This is a genomic window from Candidatus Binatia bacterium (genome assembly GCA_036493895.1).
GTDB lineage: Bacteria > Desulfobacterota > Binatia > UBA1149 > CAITLU01 > DATNBU01.
The window spans coordinates 80298-98606 of record DASXOZ010000033.1; the positions used below are offsets into that span (position 1 = coordinate 80298).

At 68.2% G+C, this 18309-nt stretch carries 15 protein-coding genes; 14 read left to right on the plus strand and 1 reads right to left on the minus strand.

Features of this window, described 5'->3' with window-relative positions; translation table 11 throughout:
* Positions 1 to 199 precede the first annotated feature (199 nt).
* The 14 genes from tilS to der all read left to right on the plus strand — a co-directional run bounded on the left by tilS (position 200) and on the right by der (position 17592).
* On the plus strand, positions 200 to 1258 hold the full coding sequence (tilS, locus tag VGK20_09085) for a tRNA lysidine(34) synthetase TilS (GenBank protein ID HEY2774190.1): 1059 nt from the start codon (positions 200 to 202) through the stop codon (positions 1256 to 1258).
* A gap of 251 nt (positions 1259 to 1509) precedes the next feature.
* Entirely contained in the window at positions 1510 to 3321 is a 1812-nt protein-coding gene (gene ftsH / locus VGK20_09090) for an ATP-dependent zinc metalloprotease FtsH (protein HEY2774191.1), read from the plus strand.
* 32 nt (positions 3322 to 3353) lie between these two features.
* Positions 3354 to 4763 (plus strand): phosphoglucosamine mutase, encoded by a 1410-nt coding sequence (glmM, locus tag VGK20_09095; GenBank protein ID HEY2774192.1) that lies wholly within the window; start codon positions 3354 to 3356, stop codon positions 4761 to 4763.
* A 13-nt stretch (positions 4764 to 4776) separates the two neighbouring features.
* The gene (pdxJ, locus tag VGK20_09100) at positions 4777 to 5553 is read left to right on the plus strand and encodes a pyridoxine 5'-phosphate synthase (protein HEY2774193.1); all 777 of its coding nucleotides are present in this window, start codon (positions 4777 to 4779) and stop codon (positions 5551 to 5553) included.
* Positions 5550 to 7142, plus strand: a complete 1593-nt coding sequence (locus VGK20_09105) for an NAD(P)H-hydrate dehydratase (protein HEY2774194.1) — start codon at positions 5550 to 5552, stop codon at positions 7140 to 7142. The genes pdxJ and VGK20_09105 overlap by 4 nt, the downstream gene beginning before the upstream one ends.
* Entirely contained in the window at positions 7139 to 7681 is a 543-nt protein-coding gene (gene tsaE, locus VGK20_09110) for a tRNA (adenosine(37)-N6)-threonylcarbamoyltransferase complex ATPase subunit type 1 TsaE (GenBank protein HEY2774195.1), read from the plus strand. The genes VGK20_09105 and tsaE overlap by 4 nt, the downstream gene beginning before the upstream one ends.
* A gap of 21 nt (positions 7682 to 7702) precedes the next feature.
* Entirely contained in the window at positions 7703 to 8950 is a 1248-nt protein-coding gene (locus tag VGK20_09115) for an aspartate kinase (protein ID HEY2774196.1), read from the plus strand.
* Between the two features lie 104 nt (positions 8951 to 9054).
* On the plus strand, positions 9055 to 10680 hold the full coding sequence (cimA, locus tag VGK20_09120; protein ID HEY2774197.1) for a citramalate synthase: 1626 nt from the start codon (positions 9055 to 9057) through the stop codon (positions 10678 to 10680).
* Between the two features lie 20 nt (positions 10681 to 10700).
* Complete coding sequence (locus VGK20_09125) at positions 10701 to 11846, plus strand: aminotransferase class V-fold PLP-dependent enzyme (protein ID HEY2774198.1); 1146 nt, start codon at positions 10701 to 10703, stop codon at positions 11844 to 11846.
* 23 nt (positions 11847 to 11869) lie between these two features.
* The gene (mnmA, locus tag VGK20_09130; GenBank protein ID HEY2774199.1) at positions 11870 to 13012 is read left to right on the plus strand and encodes a tRNA 2-thiouridine(34) synthase MnmA; all 1143 of its coding nucleotides are present in this window, start codon (positions 11870 to 11872) and stop codon (positions 13010 to 13012) included.
* 2 nt (positions 13013 to 13014) lie between these two features.
* Positions 13015 to 14316, plus strand: coding sequence for a tRNA (N(6)-L-threonylcarbamoyladenosine(37)-C(2))-methylthiotransferase MtaB (mtaB, locus tag VGK20_09135; GenBank protein HEY2774200.1), 1302 nt, complete (start codon positions 13015 to 13017; stop codon positions 14314 to 14316).
* Positions 14313 to 15185, plus strand: coding sequence for a ribonuclease III (rnc, locus tag VGK20_09140; GenBank protein HEY2774201.1), 873 nt, complete (start codon positions 14313 to 14315; stop codon positions 15183 to 15185). The genes mtaB and rnc overlap by 4 nt, the downstream gene beginning before the upstream one ends.
* Positions 15182 to 16075: a GTPase Era gene (gene era / locus VGK20_09145; protein HEY2774202.1), complete on the plus strand. Its 894-nt coding sequence runs from the start codon at positions 15182 to 15184 to the stop codon at positions 16073 to 16075. Before rnc ends, era begins: the two co-directional genes overlap by 4 nt.
* Positions 16072 to 17592, plus strand: coding sequence for a ribosome biogenesis GTPase Der (gene der, locus VGK20_09150; GenBank protein ID HEY2774203.1), 1521 nt, complete (start codon positions 16072 to 16074; stop codon positions 17590 to 17592). The genes era and der overlap by 4 nt, the downstream gene beginning before the upstream one ends.
* Before the next feature lie 60 nt (positions 17593 to 17652).
* Here the strand turns inward: der and VGK20_09155 are convergent, their stop codons facing one another.
* A complete protein-coding gene (locus tag VGK20_09155; GenBank protein HEY2774204.1) occupies positions 17653 to 18168 on the minus strand; it encodes a gamma carbonic anhydrase family protein in 516 nt (171 codons plus the stop codon).
* Positions 18169 to 18309 lie beyond the last annotated feature (141 nt).

The following is an 18309-nucleotide window of genomic DNA, read 5'->3' on the forward strand; positions in this document are numbered from 1 at the left end:
TCATCGTCCGCGATGCTGGCAAAAGCCGCCGGGGCTTTCCATCGGAATTCCATTTGTTCCTTTCCGCCCGCTCCCGCCGCCTTCCCGCAGCGCCGCCGAATCCGTGCCGGATTGCCACTCGATCCAGTTCCCGCGGCCTTTGCCCGCGCCGCACGGTTGCTGCAGCAGCGGGGGTGGAACACGCTCGCCCGAACCCGGCGTGAACGAATCGATGCAGAAAAAGCTTCCCCGCGTCGTGTACCGCTGCCTCGAGCGCACGGGCCGCGTTCTGGACGAGGCGGGGGCACGGGGCGAGCACGTGCTGATCGCTGTGTCCGGCGGTAGCGACTCGATGGCGCTGCTCGAAATCCTCGCGCTGGTTGCGCGCGAGCGCTCGCTAACGCTGCACGTCGCGTGCATCGACCACGCCATGAGGGCCGAAGCCGCGGCCGAACAGGAGCTGGTGCGACAGGCGGCGCTGCGCTGCGACGCCTCCTTCGACCTCGAAAAGATCGATCCCGGCCGCGGCGACGAGGATACGATGAGGCGACAGCGCCGGCAGGCGCTCGGCCGCCTCGCCGAGCAGCGCGGCTGCCGCCTCGTGTTTCTCGGCCACAATCGCGACGACCAGATCGAGACCATCGTCTTTCGTTTTCTGCGCGGAGCAGGGCTCGGCGGCCTGGCAGGAATGAAGGCCGTGCGCCTTCCATTCGTGCGGCCCCTGCTCGGCATTTCGCGAAGCGAGCTTCGCGAGCTGCTCGCGGCCCGCGACGTCGAGTGGGCAGAGGACGCGAGCAACGAGTCGCTGCGTTACGCCAGGGGCCGCCTTCGATGCACGGTGCTGCCGGCAATCGAGGCGAGCTTCGGCAAAGGAGCGCTCGACCACCTTCTCGACGTTGCGCCGCTGTGGCGGGCCGACGAGGAATTCCTCGAACGCGAAGCCGCGCGCCTGCTCGCTTACGCTTCGCGAAGGGGCGAGGCCGGCGTCGAGCTGGACCTGGAAACGATGTCCGGGGCCGACCAGGCACTGGTCCGGCGCGCGCTGCGGTCGTGGCTGAAAGACCGTACCGGCAGGGCGACCACGAGCCGCCATCTGCTGGCAATCGAGAAGTGGCTGGCCACCGGTCCGGCGGCGGGCGGGCTCGACCTGCCGCTGGCAAGGTTGTCGTGCCGCGCCGGACGCATCTGCGCCGACGCCTCGAGGCAGCCCGAAAACGTGTCCCGCCCTGCAGATCCCGAAGCCGTGCAGCCTTGCGAAGAGTCTTCGCGACGGCGTTGACAGATCGCCCGACCGTGACGAATGCATCATCCGGGTATCCCGGCGTTGACGCGCGCGGCGCGCGGCAGTGTCCAACAAGCGTGTTGCCGCCTTGTCGAGCCCGTGTTAGGTTCCTGCGGCTGGGAATTTCGCGAAGGAATCCGCCACGTTGCCTCGCTTCGACCGCGCCGGTCGCAGCGCGGGCCCGCCAGGTTGTCCGTTGCGGCGCACGTTTCCCGGGAACAGACAGGTAAAGCCGGCATTTCGACCAGATGAACCAGCTCTCCAGAAATCTCGCACTTTGGCTCGTGCTCGGCCTGATGGTCGTGCTGCTGTTCAACATGTTCCAGGCCCAGCAGGTCAAGGACCAGGAGCTGAGCTACAGCGAGTTCATCAAAGAGGTCGACGAAGGTCGCGTCGAGTCGGTGACGATGCAGGGCGACACCCTGCGCGGACGACTCGAAGGCGACAAGGAGTTCCGCACCTACGCGCCTCCGGGCCACGACACGGCCTCGCACATTCTCGACAAGGAAATTCCTTTCACCGTGCGTCCCGAGACGCAGGATCCCTGGTACATCGAGATGATGGTCCAGTGGTTCCCGATGCTGCTGCTGGTCGGCGTGTGGATCTTCTTCATGCGCCAGATGCAGGTGGGCGGCGGCAAGGCGATGAGCTTCGGCAAGAGCAAGGCCAAGCTGCTCTCCGAGCACGCCAACAAGGTGACGTTCAGCGACGTCGCCGGCATCGACGAGGCCAAGGACGAGCTCGAGGAGATCATCGCGTTCCTGCGTGACCCGAAGAAGTTCACGCGCCTCGGTGGCCGCATCCCCAAGGGTGTGCTGCTGGTCGGCGCTCCCGGCACCGGCAAGACGCTGCTCGCTCGCGCGGTGGCCGGCGAAGCGGGCGTTCCGTTCTTCTCGATTTCGGGATCGGACTTCGTCGAGATGTTCGTCGGCGTGGGCGCTTCGCGCGTTCGCGACCTTTTCGTGCAGGGCAAGAAGAATGCGCCGTGCATCATTTTCATCGACGAGATCGACGCCGTCGGGCGCCACCGCGGAGCCGGCCTCGGCGGCGGCCACGATGAACGCGAGCAGACGCTGAACCAGCTCCTCGTCGAGATGGACGGCTTCGAGTCGAACGAGGGCGTGATCCTCATGGCCGCGTCCAACCGGCCCGACGTGCTCGATCCGGCGCTGCTGCGCCCCGGCCGCTTCGACCGCCGCGTCGTCGTGCCGCGCCCCGACGTTCGCGGCCGCACCGGCATCCTCAAGGTGCACACCCGCAAGGTGCCGCTGGGCTCCGACGTCGAGCTCGAGAACGTCGCGAAGGGAACGCCCGGCTTCTCGGGCGCCGACCTCGAGAACCTCGTCAACGAGGCGGCGCTGATGGCCGCGCGCGAAGGCCGTGACACCGTCACGCAGAGCAATTTCGAGTCCGCCAAGGACAAGGTGCTGATGGGCAGCGAGCGCCGCAGCCTGGTCCTGTCCGACGACGAGAAGCGCAACACCGCCTACCACGAGTCGGGACACGCGCTGGTCGCGCGGATGCTTCCCGGCACCGACCCCGTGCACAAGGTGACGATCATACCGCGCGGCATGGCCCTCGGTGTCACGCAGCAGCTCCCCGAAGAGGATCGTCACTCGTTCAACCGCACCTATCTGCTCAACACGCTGGCGATCCTGTACGGCGGCCGCGTCGCCGAGGAGCTCGTGCTGAAGGAGATCACGACCGGTGCCGGCAACGACATCGAGCGCGCGACCCAGCTCGCGCACAAGATGATCTGCGAGTGGGGCATGAGCGAATCGCTCGGACCGGTGATGCTCAAGCGCGGCAGCGAGGAGCCTTTCCTCGGGCTCGACCTTCACCACCAGCGCGAGTACTCCGAGGACACTGCCCGGCTCGTCGACATCGAGGTCAAGAGCCTGCTGACCAACGCGTACCGCCGCGCCGAAGCGATCCTGTCGGCGAACATCGAGGCGCTGCACCGCATGGCCTCGGCCCTGCTCGAGCGCGAGACCCTCGACGGTCGCGAGCTCGACGTCATTCTCTCCGGCACCGGGGCTGCGCTGCCGGCAGGAGTCTGAGCGCCAGCCCGGCGGCGGGCGCTCGAACAGCAATGGCAGCGGGGAACCAGTCGGCCGGGCCAGGCGGGCCAGCCGGGCCAGCCAAAAAGGAACGCCGCCTTTTCGGCACCGACGGCATTCGGGGCACGGCCAACCAGGAGCCGATGACGCCGGAAACGGTGCTTCGCCTCGGCCGCGCCGTCGGACGCCACTTCCAGACCGCGAGCAACCGCCGCCACAAGATCCTCATCGGCAAGGACACGCGCCTGTCCGGCTACATGATCGAGACCGCGCTGGAGGCCGGCCTGACGTCGATGGGCATCGACGTGCTGCTGGTAGGGCCGATGCCCACTCCGGGCATCGCGTTCCTTACGCGCAGCGTGCGCGCGGATGCGGGCGTTGCGATCTCGGCGTCGCACAATCCCTACTCCGACAACGGCATCAAGTTCTTCGGCCCCGACGGCTTCAAGCTGGCCGATTCGGCCGAGCTGGCCATCGAGAGCCTGATGTTCGGCGACGATCTCGACTGCATCCGCCCGACCGGCGGCGGCATAGGCAAGGCGTTCCGCATCGACGATGCCGACGGTCGCTACAACGTGTTCCTGAAGACGGTGCTTCCCCGCGAGCTGACCTTGGACGGTCTTCGCGTCGTCATCGACTGCGCGCACGGTGCGGCCTATCGAGTCGCGCCGCAGGTGCTGATGGAGCTGGGCGCCGAGGTCGTCTCGATCGGCGTCTCCCCGGACGGACACAACATCAACGACGGCGTCGGCGCCCTGCATGTCGCGGCGCTGCGCGAGCGAGTTCGCGCCGAGAAGGCGGACGTCGGCATCGCGCTCGACGGCGACGCCGACCGCTGCATCCTCGTCGACGAAGAGGGCGAGGAAGTCGACGGTGACCACGTCCTGGCCATTCTCGGGCTTGCGATGCTCGAGCGCGGCGATCTTGCGGGAAACACGGTGGTGGCGACCGTGATGTCGAACTTCGGCCTCGAGGTGCTGCTGCGCGAGCGCGGCGTCACGCTCGAGCGCACGCCCGTCGGCGACCGTTACGTCGTCGAGCGCATGGTCGAAGGCGGCTTCAAGCTCGGCGGCGAAAAATCCGGCCACATCATCTGCCTCGACCATGCGACGACCGGCGACGGCATGGTCACCGCGCTGTCGGTGCTGACCTGCATGAAGCTGACCGGAAAGCCGCTGTCGCACGGCCGCAGCCTGCTTCGCAGTTATCCGCAGCGCCTCGTCAGCCTCAAAGTGAAGGAACGCCGCACACTCGAAGCGATTCCTTCGGTGGCCGGCGCGATCGCCGAAGCCGAAGACGCGCTCGGCTGCCGCGGCCGCGTGGTCGTGCGCTTCTCCGGTACCGAACCGCTGGCACGCGTGATGGTCGAAGGCGAGGAAGAAGGCATGGTCGATCGCCACGCCCTCCGCATCGCGGCAGCGATCGAGGCGGCGCTGGGCTGACGCGGTGAGCACGATGCGCGAAAGCGCGCTGCCGGCTGCCGGCGTCGCGACGTTGCTGCGCCTCGGCGTCAACATCGATCACGTCGCGACGATCCGCCAGGCGCGCGGCGTCAGCTATCCCGATCCCGTCCAGGCAGCGCTGGCCGCCGAGCGCGGCGGCGCTTCGGGCATCACCGCGCACCTTCGCGAGGATCGCCGCCACATCCAGGACCACGACATCCGGCGCCTGGCTTCGGCGATCTCGACCAAACTCAACCTGGAGATGGCCGCGACGGCAGCGATGGTCGATTTCGCGTGCCAGGTGCTTCCGGCCGACGTCTGCATCGTCCCGGAAAAACGCGAGGAGCTGACGACCGAAGGCGGCCTGGCAGTGGCCGGCCGCGAAAAAGACCTTGCTCCGATGGTCGCACGGCTTCGCGAGGCGGGAATCTCCGTCAGCCTGTTCATCGAGCCCGAGCTGCGCGAAATCGACGCGACGATCGCCGTCGGTGCCGGCGTCGTCGAGCTGCACACCGGCAGCTACGCCAACGCGCGCGGCCAGGGCGAGATCGACGACGACATGGAGAGGATCGCGCGCGCGGCCGCGTACGCTTACGAGCGGGGGCTCCAGGTCAATGCAGGCCACGGGCTCACGCTCGAGAACGTCGGCCCGATCGCTGCGCTGCCCGAGATGGAAGAGCTGAACATCGGGCACTCGATCATCGCGCGCTCGGTGTTCGTCGGCATCGAGGAAGCGACGCGCGAGATGATGGAGGCGTGCCGGCGGGCGCGCCGCGGACCGCTGCGGTGAAGATCGACGCGGCCTCCGCCTCGGTGCTCTCGCGCGAGGCGATGCGCGACCTCGATGCCGCAACCATTGCGTCGGGCACACCGTCGCTCGAGCTGATGGAAAGGGCGGGGGCCGCCATTGCCGCTGCCCTCGAAGACCGCGAACTGCACGCAGTGGAACTGCCCGAGCGGCCCCGCCTGCTCGTCGTCGCAGGTCGCGGCAACAACGGGGGCGACGGGTTCGTCGTTGCCAGGCTGCTGGCCGGGCGGGGCTGGCAATGCACCGTGGGTCTCGTCGAAGGCGATCCCGCGCCCGGAGGCGACGCCGCGAGGAACCTCGAGGAGTGGACCCGGGTGGGCGGCCGGACTCTTTCGATCGACGAAACCCGCCGCCTCATCGACGAGGGCGCTCCCGGTCACGACCTCGTCCTCGATGCGATCTTCGGTACCGGCCTGGTGCGGCCGGTCGAAGATCCGGCCAGGACCATTATCGAATCGTTGAACTCCTGCGGCTTACCTGTTGTTGCTGCTGATATTTCTTCCGGTCTAGGTGCCGATTCGGGGACTCCGCTCGGAGCCGCCGTTCGCTGCCGCGCCACCGTGACGATCGGCGCCGCCAAGCCCGGCCTGTTCCTGGCCGATGGTCCGGACTTCGCCGGCCGCGTGCGAGTCGTCGACATCGGCCTCTGCGAGCTCGATGCGGCCGGAGTCGTGCGCCAGGGCATCGTGCTCGACGCTGCGACCACGGCAGGATCCCTTCCGCGCCTTGTCCCGCTCAGCCACAAGGGCAGCCGCGGACACGTCTTCATCGTCGCCGGGAGCCGCGGAAAAACGGGAGCGGCGATTCTCGCTGCCCGGGGAGCCCTTCGCTCAGGTGCCGGCCTGGTCACCGTCGTCGGCGTCGCCGACGTGCAGGCCGCCGTCTCGCGGGCCCTTCCCGAAGCAATGACGCTGTCATTCCCGGCCGACGACGAGGGCCGTTTGCGCGAAGATGCTGCGGACCGCATCGCCGCTGCCGTGGCCGAAGCGGATGCGATCGTCGTTGGGCCCGGAATCGGGCGCGGGCCTGGTCCCGACGCCGTGGTCGCTGCGCTGCTCGCCGTCGCGCGGCCGCTTATCCTGGACGCCGATGCCCTCAACGCCGTCGCGTCCTGGGATGGGCCGCGGCGCCACGCGGCATTCGGCGCGCGTTCGGCGGCCGGTTCGCCCAAGGTGATCCTGACTCCGCATCCGGGCGAGATGGCAAGACTGGTGGCTACGACCGGAGCCAGAGTTCAACTCTCACGCAAGGTATTTGCTGACAAGATTGCGCAGGAGCTTGGCTGTGTCGTCGTCCTGAAAGGAGCGGCGACGATCGTGTCGGACGGCGTGACCACGGCGTTCAACACGACGGGAAACCCCGGGATGGCAACCGGCGGCAGCGGCGACGTGCTCGCTGGAATGCTGGGCGCGCTGGCGGCCAGACTGGCGCCGCTCGAGGCTGCCCGGCTCGGAGTCTACGTGCACGGCATGGCCGGCGACGCGTTGTACTGCGGCGGGCGCTCCGGCTTCCTTGCATCCGAGATCGCCGACGCCGTCCCCGCCGCGCTGGCGTCGCGGCAGCCCAAATGAGCTCGACGGACAGCTCGACGGGCAGCGCGGCCGCCCACGCAGGCGGCGACTCGGCGAACGTGGTCGAGAAGACCTCCCGCAGCGAGGAAGAAACCGAAGCCATCGGCCGACGTCTGGCCGAGGCCCTGCCGCCGCACACGGTGGTCGCGCTTTGCGGTCCCCTCGGTGCCGGCAAGACGGTCTTTGCCAGAGGGGTCGCCGCCGGTCTCGGCATCGACCCCGCGCTCGTCACCAGCCCTACGTTCGTCTACCTCGTCGACTATCCCGAAGGTCGCATTCCCTTCGTTCACGCGGACCTGTACCGCTTCGGCGATGTTCCGGGTGAGCTCGTCGAAGGGGCCTTCGAGAGCATCGGCCTGGAGGCTGCACTGGCCGGAGATGCGATCGTGCTGATCGAGTGGTGGCCTTTCCACCGAGGGATCGAGCCCGAGCGCATCGTCCTCGTTGAACTCGCCGTCGAATCCGGCGATGTTAGGTCGATTCGCCTGAATTTCCGGGGTCCCGGACTCGGCGCGGCCTTGGCTCGCGTCTCGCAGTGACCCCCTCCCGCAAGGCCCGGCATGTCGAACAGGATCCGCATCGTCCAGAAGTACGGTGGCACGTCGGTCGGCACCCCCGACCGAATCCGGGCCGTCGCGCGCCGGGTCAAGCGCGTCTATGACCAGGGCCACGAGATCGCCGTCGTAGCCTCGGCGATGTCGGGCGAAACCAACCGCCTGCTCGCGCTCGGGCGCGAGGTCTCGGCCAGTCCCCATCCCCGCGAGCTCGACTCGATGGTCGCCACCGGCGAGCAGGTCTCCTGCGCGATGCTCGCGATGGCGCTGCACGACATCGGCGTACCGGCGGTCTCCTTGCTCGGCCACCAGGTACGCATCCAGACCGATTCGTCGTTCGGCCGCGCGCGCATCCGCTCGATCGACGTCTCGCGCATCGAGCGCGCGTTCTCGGAGCGCTGCGTGGCGGTGGTCGCGGGGTTCCAGGGCGTCGACGACGATCACAACATCACGACTCTCGGCCGCGGCGGCTCCGATACGACCGGCGTCGCGATCGCCGCGGCAATCAAGGCCGACGTCTGCGAGATCCTGACCGACGTCGACGGAGTCTACACGACCGACCCGCGCATCTGTGACGGAGCGCGCAAGCTCGACCGCATCTCGTACGACGAGATGCTCGAGCTGGCCAGCCTCGGCGCCAAGGTGCTGCAGATCCGATCGGTGGAATTCGCCAAGCGCTACAGCGTGCCCGTGCACGTGCGCTCGAGCTTCAACGACGTCGAGGGAACCTGGGTCGTCGCAGAGGAACAGGACATGGAAGAGATTCTCGTTTCGGGCGTCGCATTCGAGCGTGACCAGGCCAAGGTCACCATCGAAGGGGTGCCCGATGCGCCCGGCCTTGCCGCCTCGATCTTCGTGCCGCTGGCCGAAGCCAACCTCGTCATCGACATGATCGTGCAGAACGTCGGCGTAGACGGGCGCACCGACGTGACGTTCACGGTGGCCCCGGCCGACCTGGAAGCGACGAAGACGATCGCCGAAAAAGCGACGCTGCGCATCGGCGCCCGCGGCGTCAGCACCCAGTCGGGGCTTGGCAAGGTGTCGGTGGTGGGGCTCGGGATGCGCAACCACGCGGGCGTCGCGGCGCGCATGTTCGAGGTGCTCGCCCGTGAGAGAATCAACATCCGGATGATCTCGACCTCGGAGATCAAGATTTCGGTCGTCGTCGGCAACGACCAGGTCGATGCGGCGGTACGCGCGCTGCACGCGGCCTTCCTCGGCCCCGAGGCGAAGGCTCTGCAGGAGACCGCTTGAGCGAAGGACGCAAGAAGGCGCCCGGGCGCAACGACGGCGAGGACTGCACGTACGCTCGTGCAGCGGCCTCGAAGCGCTCGGCGTCGCACGCCAGTGCTCCCGGCGTGCATCCTTCGCGATCGATCGAGATCTACGACACGACGCTGCGCGACGGCACCCAGGGCGAGGGCGTGAGCTTCACCGTCCGTGACAAGATTGCCGTGGCCCTTCGCCTCGATGACTTCGGCGTCGCGGTGATCGAAGGCGGCTGGCCGGGGTCCAACCCCCGCGACGCGGCATTCTTCGACGAGATCCGCCGCGAGAAGCTGCGCCACGCCAGGATCGCGGCGTTCGGCTCGACGATGCGGCCCGGCAAGGCGCCGTCGGCCGACGCGAACCTGAAGGCGCTGCTCGATGCAAAGACTCCGGTAGTCACCATCGTCGCCAAGACCTGGGACCTGCACGTCCACGAGGACCTGCGCATCGAGCTCGACGCGAACCTCGAGCTGATCACCAGGACGATCGAGTACCTGAAGAAGCGCGTCGACCGCGTGATCCTCGATGCCGAACATTTCTTCGACGGCTTTGCCGCCAACCGCCCGTACGCGATTTCGTGCCTGCGGGCCGCGGCCGATGCCGGCGCCGACCTGCTGTGCCTTTGCGATACGCGCGGCGGCTCGCTGCCGGGCGACGTTGCCGCGGCCACGCTGGAGGCGGGCAGCATCGGCGTTCCTCTCGGTATTCACTGCCACAACGACTCGGGACTGGCCGTGGCCAATTCGCTCGCGGCCGTCGAGGCGGGTGCAGTGCAGGTGCAGGGCACCGTCAACGGGTTCGGCGAGCGCTGCGGCAACGCGAGCCTTTGCACGCTGGTGCCGAATCTCCAGCTCAAGATGGGCTACCGGTGTGTGAGCTCCGCGCAGCTTGCGCGCCTGTCCGACCTCTCGCGGCTTTGCGCCGAGCTCGCCAACGTGCAGCTCGAGCCGAGGCTTCCGTACGTCGGACGCTCGGCGTTCGCGCACAAGGGCGGCCTTCACGTCGCGGCGGTGCGCAAGAACGCGGTCACGTACGAGCACATCGACCCGGCGCTGGTCGGCAACCACCAGCGGGTGCTCATCTCGGACCTTGCCGGACGCAGCAACGTCATGCACAAGGCCGAGCAGTTCGGCATCGACGTCGCGGGCCGTCACGACGAGCTCGCCTCGCTGCTCTCGCACCTGAAGGAGCTCGAGCACAGCGGCTTCCAGTTCGAAGGGGCCGACGCTTCGCTCGAGCTGCTGATGCGTCGCAACCTTCACCCGTTCCGCCGCTTCTTCCGCCTGATCGGCTTCCGGGTCACCGACGAGAAGCGCTCGGAGGACGGCAGGACGTGGTGCGAAGCCACGGTGATGATCGAGGCGCCGGACGGCGCCGTCGAGCACACGGCGGCCGAAGGCAACGGGCCCGTCAACGCGCTCGACCGCGCGCTGCGCAAGGCTCTGACCAAGTTCTATCCGAGCATCGAGAAGGTGCAGCTCCACGACTACAAGGTGCGCGTGCTCGACGGCACCAGCGGAACCGAAAGCCGCGTGCGCGTGCTGATCGAATCGGGCGACGGCGAAAAGCGCTGGGGCTCGGTCGGAGTGTCGCACAACGTGGTCGAGGCGAGCTGGCAGGCGCTGGTCGACAGCCTGGTCTACCACCTGGTGCGCGAGGAGGAGAAGCTTTCCCGTCGCACGTCCAGGTCCGCGGCCGCAAGGGGCAAGCGCTGACGAGGCGCGCACCTGCGGTCATGGCCACGCCGATGCACGGCTATTTCGACTACAACGCGAGCAGTCTGCTGCGGCCGCAAGCCGCGGCAGCGCTGGCGGCGTGGATCGACAGCGGAGGCGGCAACCCCTCCAGCATGCACGCGCGCGGACGGCGGGCCCGCATCGAGATCGAAGACGCGCGGCGCAGTGTCGCGTCGCTGGCCGACGGCGCGGTTGCACGCGACGTCGTGTTCACGTCTGGGGCGACCGAGTCGAACAATACCGTGCTGCGCGGTTTCGCCGCAGCGATGCCAGAAGCGACGCTCGTCACATCGGTGGTCGAGCATCATTCGCTCGTCGCGACGGTCGATGACCTCGAAACGCGCGGACACCGCATCGTGCGGCTGGCTGCACGCAGCGATTCGTCCCTCGATCTTGCGCCGCTTGCCTCGCTCGGCGCGGGCCCCGTTCTCGTCAGCCTCGGCCTTGCCAACGGCGAAAGCGGCGCGATTCTCGCCGTCGATTCCCTTCTCGCGGCGGCTCCGGCCGGCGCTTTCGTGCATCTCGATGTCGCGCAGGCAGCCGGCCGCCTGCTGCTGCCTTTCGGCGGCCGCATCGACGCATTGTCGATGTCCGGGCACAAGTTCGGCTCTCCACCTGGAATCGGCGCGCTGGTGGTTTCGCCGCGACTGCGCGGGCTGCTTCGTCCTTTGCTGACCGGCGGTCCCCAGGAATGGTCGATGAGGGCGGGTACGCCGAACGTACCCGGTATCGTCGCGATGGGAGCAGCTGCGCGGGCATCGCTGGAAGGCATGGACACCGAGCAGCGCCGGCTTGCGGCGATCCGCAATGGCCTCTGGCAGCGTCTTCGCACGACGCTGCCCGGAATCGTCCGCATCACCCCGGACGACGGACTGGCCAACACGCTGACGATCGCGCTCGAAGGCTGCAGCGCCGACAGCCTGATCGCAGCGCTCGACCTCGAAGGATTCTGCATTTCGGCAGGCTCGGCGTGCGCGGCCGGCTCGCCCGAACCTTCGCACGTGATGAAGGCGCTCGGCCTTGCGCCGCAGTACCACGGCGGCGTGCTGCGCATCAGCGCCGGGTGGGGAACCCAGCGCGACGATGCGGACGCTCTGGCCGATGCGCTCGAACGGACCATCCGGCGCGCGAGGCAAGCCGCATGAACGGCGCAGCGCACGAAGACGCGATGCTCGCCCCGTTGCTCGAGCCCGAGCCCGGCGCGCGCGTCGTCGTCGCGATGAGCGGCGGAGTCGACAGCTCGGTGGCGACCGCGCTTCTGGTCGAACGAGGCTATGACGTCGTCGGCATCTCGCTGCGCCTGTCCGAGGAAAGGCCCGGGGGATCCTCGAGCGGCTGCTGCAGTCTCGAAGACTTCCAGGACGCCGCGCGCGTGGCCGACGGCCTCGGCGTACCGCACTACGTCTTCGACATGCGCGAGGCCTTCGCGCGCGACGTCATCGCTCCGTTCGTCGAGGAATACCTTGCCGGACGCACGCCGAGCCCCTGCATCCTTTGCAACCGCTCGATCAAGTTCTCGGCACTCAGGCGCCGCGCCGCCGAGCTGGGCGCCCGCTGGGTCGCTACCGGGCACTACGCGCGCCGCCGCATCGACGGCGATCGCTGCCGGCTTCTGCGGGGCCGCGACGACGCGAAGGACCAGTCCTACTTCCTGTTCGAGATGGACCAGCAGGGCCTTGCGCGCACGCTGTTTCCCGTCGGCGAGATGACCAAGGACGAAGTGCGCGCATTCGCCGCGTCGCGGGGAATCGCGACGGCGGCAAAGGCCGACAGCCAGGAAATCTGTTTCGTTCCCGACGGCCGCTACGCGGATTTCGTCGAAAAGCTCGCGCCGGGTCGGGTGCGCGAAGGCGAAATCCTCGCCGAGAACGGCGCGGTGATCGGACGCCACGCAGGCGTGCACCGTTATACGGTGGGGCAGAGGCGCGGACTCGGCGTGGCTGCAGGCGAGCCGCTGTACGTTGAGTCGGTCGATGCAGAGACGGCTTCCGTGCGCGTCGGTCCTCGACGATTGCTGCGTCGCGACGGCCTCGTCGCCGACGGCGTCGTGTGGACGTCGGGCCGGCCGGAGCCGGAAGGCGCGGCGGTCGAGGCGCGTATCCGCCACCGGCACCGGGCGGTTCCTGCAACCGTGCACCGTCGCGGCGAGAGGATCGAAGTGCGCTTCGCCGAGCCGGAAGAAGCGGTAACGCCCGGCCAGGCGGTGGTGCTGTATCGCGGCGACGATGTGATCGGCGGCGGCTGGATCCGCGAGTCCTTCGTTGCGCCCGGCGCCGAAGTGGCCAGTCGTGGCGGCGGGATGAGGGGATAGCCGTGCGCGTCGCGATCGCTACCCTGGGTTGCAAAGTCAACCGCTACGACACTGCCGTGATCGAGAAGCGGGTGGACGCACGCGGCTGGACGAGAGTCGATTTCGACGAGATCGCCGACGCCTATGTCGTCAATTCCTGCACGGTCACCGATCGCGCCGATCGCGACGCGAGGCGGCTTGCGCGGCGCGCGCGGCGAAGGAATCCGGCCGGGCGCGTGATCATGACCGGATGCTACGCGCAGACGAGCAGCGAGGAAATCACCCGGCTCGGTTACGTCGATCACGTCGTCGGGCTCGGTCGCATCGACGACCTTCTCGAGGCCGTCGCCGGGCAGCTCGACCTCCGCGCGGCCGTGTCGGACCTGCGGCACGCCGACAGTATTGCGACGCTCGGCATCGATACGTTCGCCGGTCGCAGCCGCGCCTTCGTCAAGGTGCAGGAAGGATGCGACCTGTTCTGTACCTTCTGCATCGTTCCGGTAGCCCGCGGGCGAAGCCGCAGCGTCGATGCCAGGCCGGTGCTCGAGGAGATCGAGCGCCTTGCCGCAGCGGGCTTCCGGGAAGTCGTGCTGACCGGAGTGCATCTCGGAGGCTACGGAGCCGACCTCGATCCGCCGCGCGACCTGGCGTGGCTGCTCGAATGCCTTGCCGACAGAAAACCGCCGGTTCGCGTGCGCGTGAGCTCCGTCGATCCTCCCGAGCTCACGCCGCGCCTGCTCGACGTGCTGCGCGACGACATCTTCTGCCCGCACCTGCACGTGCCCCTGCAATCGTGCGACGACGGTGTGCTTTCGCGCATGAGGCGGCGCTACACGTTCGCGCAGGCACGAGCGGCGATCGAGCGCACGAGAGCGGCACTCGGCGACGACGTGGCGATCGGGACCGACCTCATCACCGGTTTTCCGGAGGAGAGCGAAGAAGAATTCCGCACGACCTGCGATCGCCTGGAACAACTGGCTCCGGCCTACGTGCACGTGTTCCCGTACTCGATCCGCAGCTCGACGTCGGCGGCCAAAAGATGGAAGCCTCTCGATGACGCGACCGTTCACGGTCGCGCGGCGGCCGTCCGCCATCTCGATGTGGAGTTGAGGGCGCGTTTCCGCCGCCGCTTCGTCGGTCGCAGCGCCGCCGTACTTTTCGAAGGCAGCCGCGACGACGCTACCGGTCGCTGGCGCGGGCACAGCGAGCACTATCTCGACGTCTCCTGCGCGACGCCGCCCGACGTTGGCGAGCTTCGGCGCAGCATCCGTCGCGTCGTGATCGACGAGGAGAGCGCCGGCGGCCTGGTCGGGAGGCTCGCGTGACTGCCCGCAAGACCGCCGATTCGCAGCCGAGCCCCAGCCTGGACGCGCTCGAGGCGCTGATCGACTACCGCTTTCGCGATCGCAAGCTGCTGGAGCGCGCGCTGGTGCACAGCTCCGCGGCCACCGAGGGCGACCTCGAGAGCAACCAGACCTTCGAGTTCCTCGGCGATGCGGTGCTCGACCTTGCGGTGTCGGAATTCCTGCTGCGCCGCCATCCGAAGCGTGCCGAAGGAGAGCTGACGAGGATGCGTGCGAGCATCGTCAGCGCCAAGGGCCTGGCGACGGCGGCGGCAAGGCTCGATCTCGGGCGCTGGATCCGGCTCGGACGCGGCGAAGCTCGCAGCGGTGGCGGCAAGAAGGCCAACATCCTTGCGGATACCTACGAAGCGGTCGTCGCGGCCGTGTTCCTCGATAGCGGCTACGAAGCGGCGCGCAAGCTTCTCGAAGCGACGTTCGCGCAGGAGATCGCCGCGGCAGACCCGACCGGCGACGATTGGAAGACCGAGCTCCAGGAGCTGACCCAGGCCCGTTACCACTGCACGCCGTCGTATTCCCTCGTGTCGACGTCGGGCCCGGACCACGCCAAGCACTTCGAGGTTGCCATCCGCGTCGCCGGAGAGACCATCGGCAACGGCAGCGGCGCCAGCCGCAAGAGCGCCGAGCAGATGGCGGCGCGCGAAGCAGTCGCCGTGCTGCGCGACAAGCCGCTGCCGCCTGAACCGGCACCGGAACCGGAAGCTGCGCCGCCTCGAAAGCGACGAAGCCGCGCCAAAGCGCGTCCTGCCGATGACGCGGCCGCCGCCGCTGCCGACAACGCCGCCGCTGCCGCCGATTCCGGCGAGAAACCGCTCGATCAAGGCGCCCGGTGACTGTTTCCGGTCAACCCGAAGCGCAGCGCTGCGGCTACGTCGCGATCGCGGGGGCTCCGAACGTCGGAAAATCGACGCTGCTCAACCGTATTCTCGGGCGTCCCCTCAGCATTGCGACGCCGAAGCCCCAGACCACGCGCCGGCGCCTGCTCGGCGTCGAGACGCGCGGCAACGTGCAGATTGCGTTCTGCGATACGCCCGGCATCCATCCGATCCACGGGCTGATGCACGATCGCATGAACGCGCAGGCGAGGCAGGGCCTCCGCGAAGCCGATGTCGTGTGCTGGATGCTGGATGCATCGCACGGCATCCGCGGTATCGATCGCGAAGAGGCGGCCTCACTGGATCCCGCCCGCACCATCGTCGTGATGAACAAGTGTGATGCCGTCGACAAACCGGCGGTCCTTCCCCGCATCGCGCAGGCCTCGGCACTGCTGCCGGGCAGCGAGATTTTTCCGGTCAGCGCGCGAAGCGGGCAGGGCGTCGAAGAGCTCGTCGCACATCTGGTCTCGCGCATGCCCGAAGGCCAATGGATGTACGATCCCGAGCTGCTGACCGACCAGAGCGAGCGCTACCTGGTCGGAGAGCTGGTGCGCGAGCAGCTCTTCGTGCAGCTCGACCGCGAGCTGCCGTACCGCGTTGCGGTCTCCGTCGACGTTTTTCGCGACGGGCCCCGGCACACGTCGATCTCGGCGACGATCTACACCGACAGCGAATCGACGAAGCGCATCATCGTCGGCAAGGGAGGAAGCCGCATCAAAAACGTCGGGATCGTCGCACGGGAGCACATCGAGGAGCTGCTGGAGCGCAAGATTTTCCTCGAGTTGTTCGTCAAGGTGAAGCCGGGCTGGCAGGACGATCCGCGTTTTCTCGAGGAGCTGGGCCTGTGAGCCGTCCGACCGCTTCCTGGGGTGGAGCCGGCACTTCGCCGCGAATGCGGCTCGCGATCGTCGGTCGCCCCAACGTCGGCAAGTCGACGCTGTTCAACCGCCTGCTCGGCCGCCGTCGTGCGATCACGCTCGACGAGCCCGGCATTACCCGCGATCCCATCGTCGAGCCGATGGACCTGGAAGGCATGCCCCTCGACCTCGTCGACACCGGCGGCCTCGGCGGAGAGGCCGACATCGCGCTTGCGGACCGGGTTCACGAACACACGGTGCGCGCGATCGGCGCGAGCGACATCCTGATCGTGCTGTTCGATGCAAGGTCCGGTCTTGGTCCCCTCGACCGCGACACCGTCGACCTGGTTTCGCGAAGCGGCCTGCCGGCGATCTACGTCGCGAACAAGGGCGAGGGCCGGGCAAGCGAGGATACCGCGCTCGAGTTCTGCGCGCTCGGCATCGATCCCCCGCTCGTCATTTCGGCCGAGCACGGACACGGCATCTCCGAGCTGCGAAGCATGATCGCCGACATGGTGCGCGAGGCCGGCGGTCTCCCCGAGGAAGAGGACGAGAACGTCGATGACGGTGAGTATGAGGGTGAAGATTCCGGGGAAGAAGAGGCTGCCGAGCAAGCGGACACGGGTCGTCCGTGTCGCGTCGCGCTCGTCGGTCGCCCCAACGTCGGAAAGTCCTCGCTTCTCAACCTGCTGGCAGGCCAGATGCTCTCGCTCGTCGACAACAAGCCGGGTACCACGAGGGACGTCGTCGACACGGAAATCGAGCGCGGCGGACGCCGCTATCTGCTTCTCGATACTGCTGGCATGCGGCGGCCCTCGCGGGTGGAGGAAGGCGTCGAAAGGATCAGTGTCCGGCGGGCGATCGAGGCGATCGACAGGGCCGACGTCGTCGTCCTGCTCGTCGAGCCGGAAGAAGGGATCACCGACCAGGACGCGCGCATCGCGCGCCGCGCCTGGGACGAAGGGCGCGCCCTCGTCGTGCTCGTCAACAAGGCCGACCTTGCGACGGAGGCCCAGCTTGCACGCGTCGAGAGCGAGATGCGCAGCGTCTACCGCACGCTCTCACCTGTCCAGGTCGGCCGCCTGTCGGTGAAGAGGCGCCAGGGCATCGACGAAGCGTTCGCGCTGATCGACCTGGCCAAGGACGCACACAACCGGCGCCTGCCCACGGCCGAGGTCAATCGCATCCTCGCGGAGGTCGGACGGCGGCGCGAGCCGCCGGTAGTGGCGCGCGGCCGTGCCAAGCTGTTCTACGGCACCCAGACCGGTGTGCGCCCGCCGACGATCTCGATCTTCACCAACCGCATCGAGCTTCCCGAGGAATACGTGCGCTTCATCGAGCGCTGCTTCCGCGAGGAAGCCGACTTCGCGGGAAGTCCGCTGCGGCTGCGCTTTATGCGGCGCGATTCGCACGGCGGCCGTGAACAGGGAGAGGGGCCGGCGCGCGCGAAGAAGGGCAGCGGCGGCAGCAGCCGTTCGAAGCACGGTGCCCGAACGCAGGCACGCTGAACGCCACGGACAGACGCAGGGCGACGACTTGCCGGGGTTTCGGTCGGGGAATCGAGCTCCTCAACGCACTCCCGTCGCGTGCTGCTGCGCATAGAGCACGTAATTGCGCGACGACTCTTCCATCCACGCGCGTTCGGCATCGGTAACCTCGCGGACGATCCTGGCCGGGGAGCCCATCGCGACCATGCCGGGCGGCACGCGGGTTCCGGGCGTGACCAGGGCTCCGGCAGCGACCAGCGCGCCTTCACCGATGACCACGCGGTCGAGCACGATCGCACCGATGCCGACGAGCGCACGGCTTTCGACGGTGCATCCGTGCAGCACGACGCGGTGCCCGATCGTGATGTCGTCGCGGAGAATGCATGCATGACGCTCGTGCGTGACGTGCAGCACGCAATGGTCCTGCACGTTGGTACGCGCACCGATGCGGATCGGAAACACGTCGCCGCGCACGACGCTCGCGTACCAGATGGACGAGCCGTCGCCGATCTCGACGTCGCCGATGACGTCGGCCGACGGTGCGATCCATGCCGAAGCCGCGATGCGCGGCGTGATCTCGAGGTAAGGACGGATCATCGTGTCGCGGGGCGTCGCCGCCCGCTCCGGCCCCGGCTTGCGGCGTGCGCAGGCGCGACCGCGGGCCTCCCCTGCACGAGGCAGCGCGTTCGAAAGGGCGCCGCGCCGCTGTGCGCAGAGGATCGGGGCTTTGTTGCAACG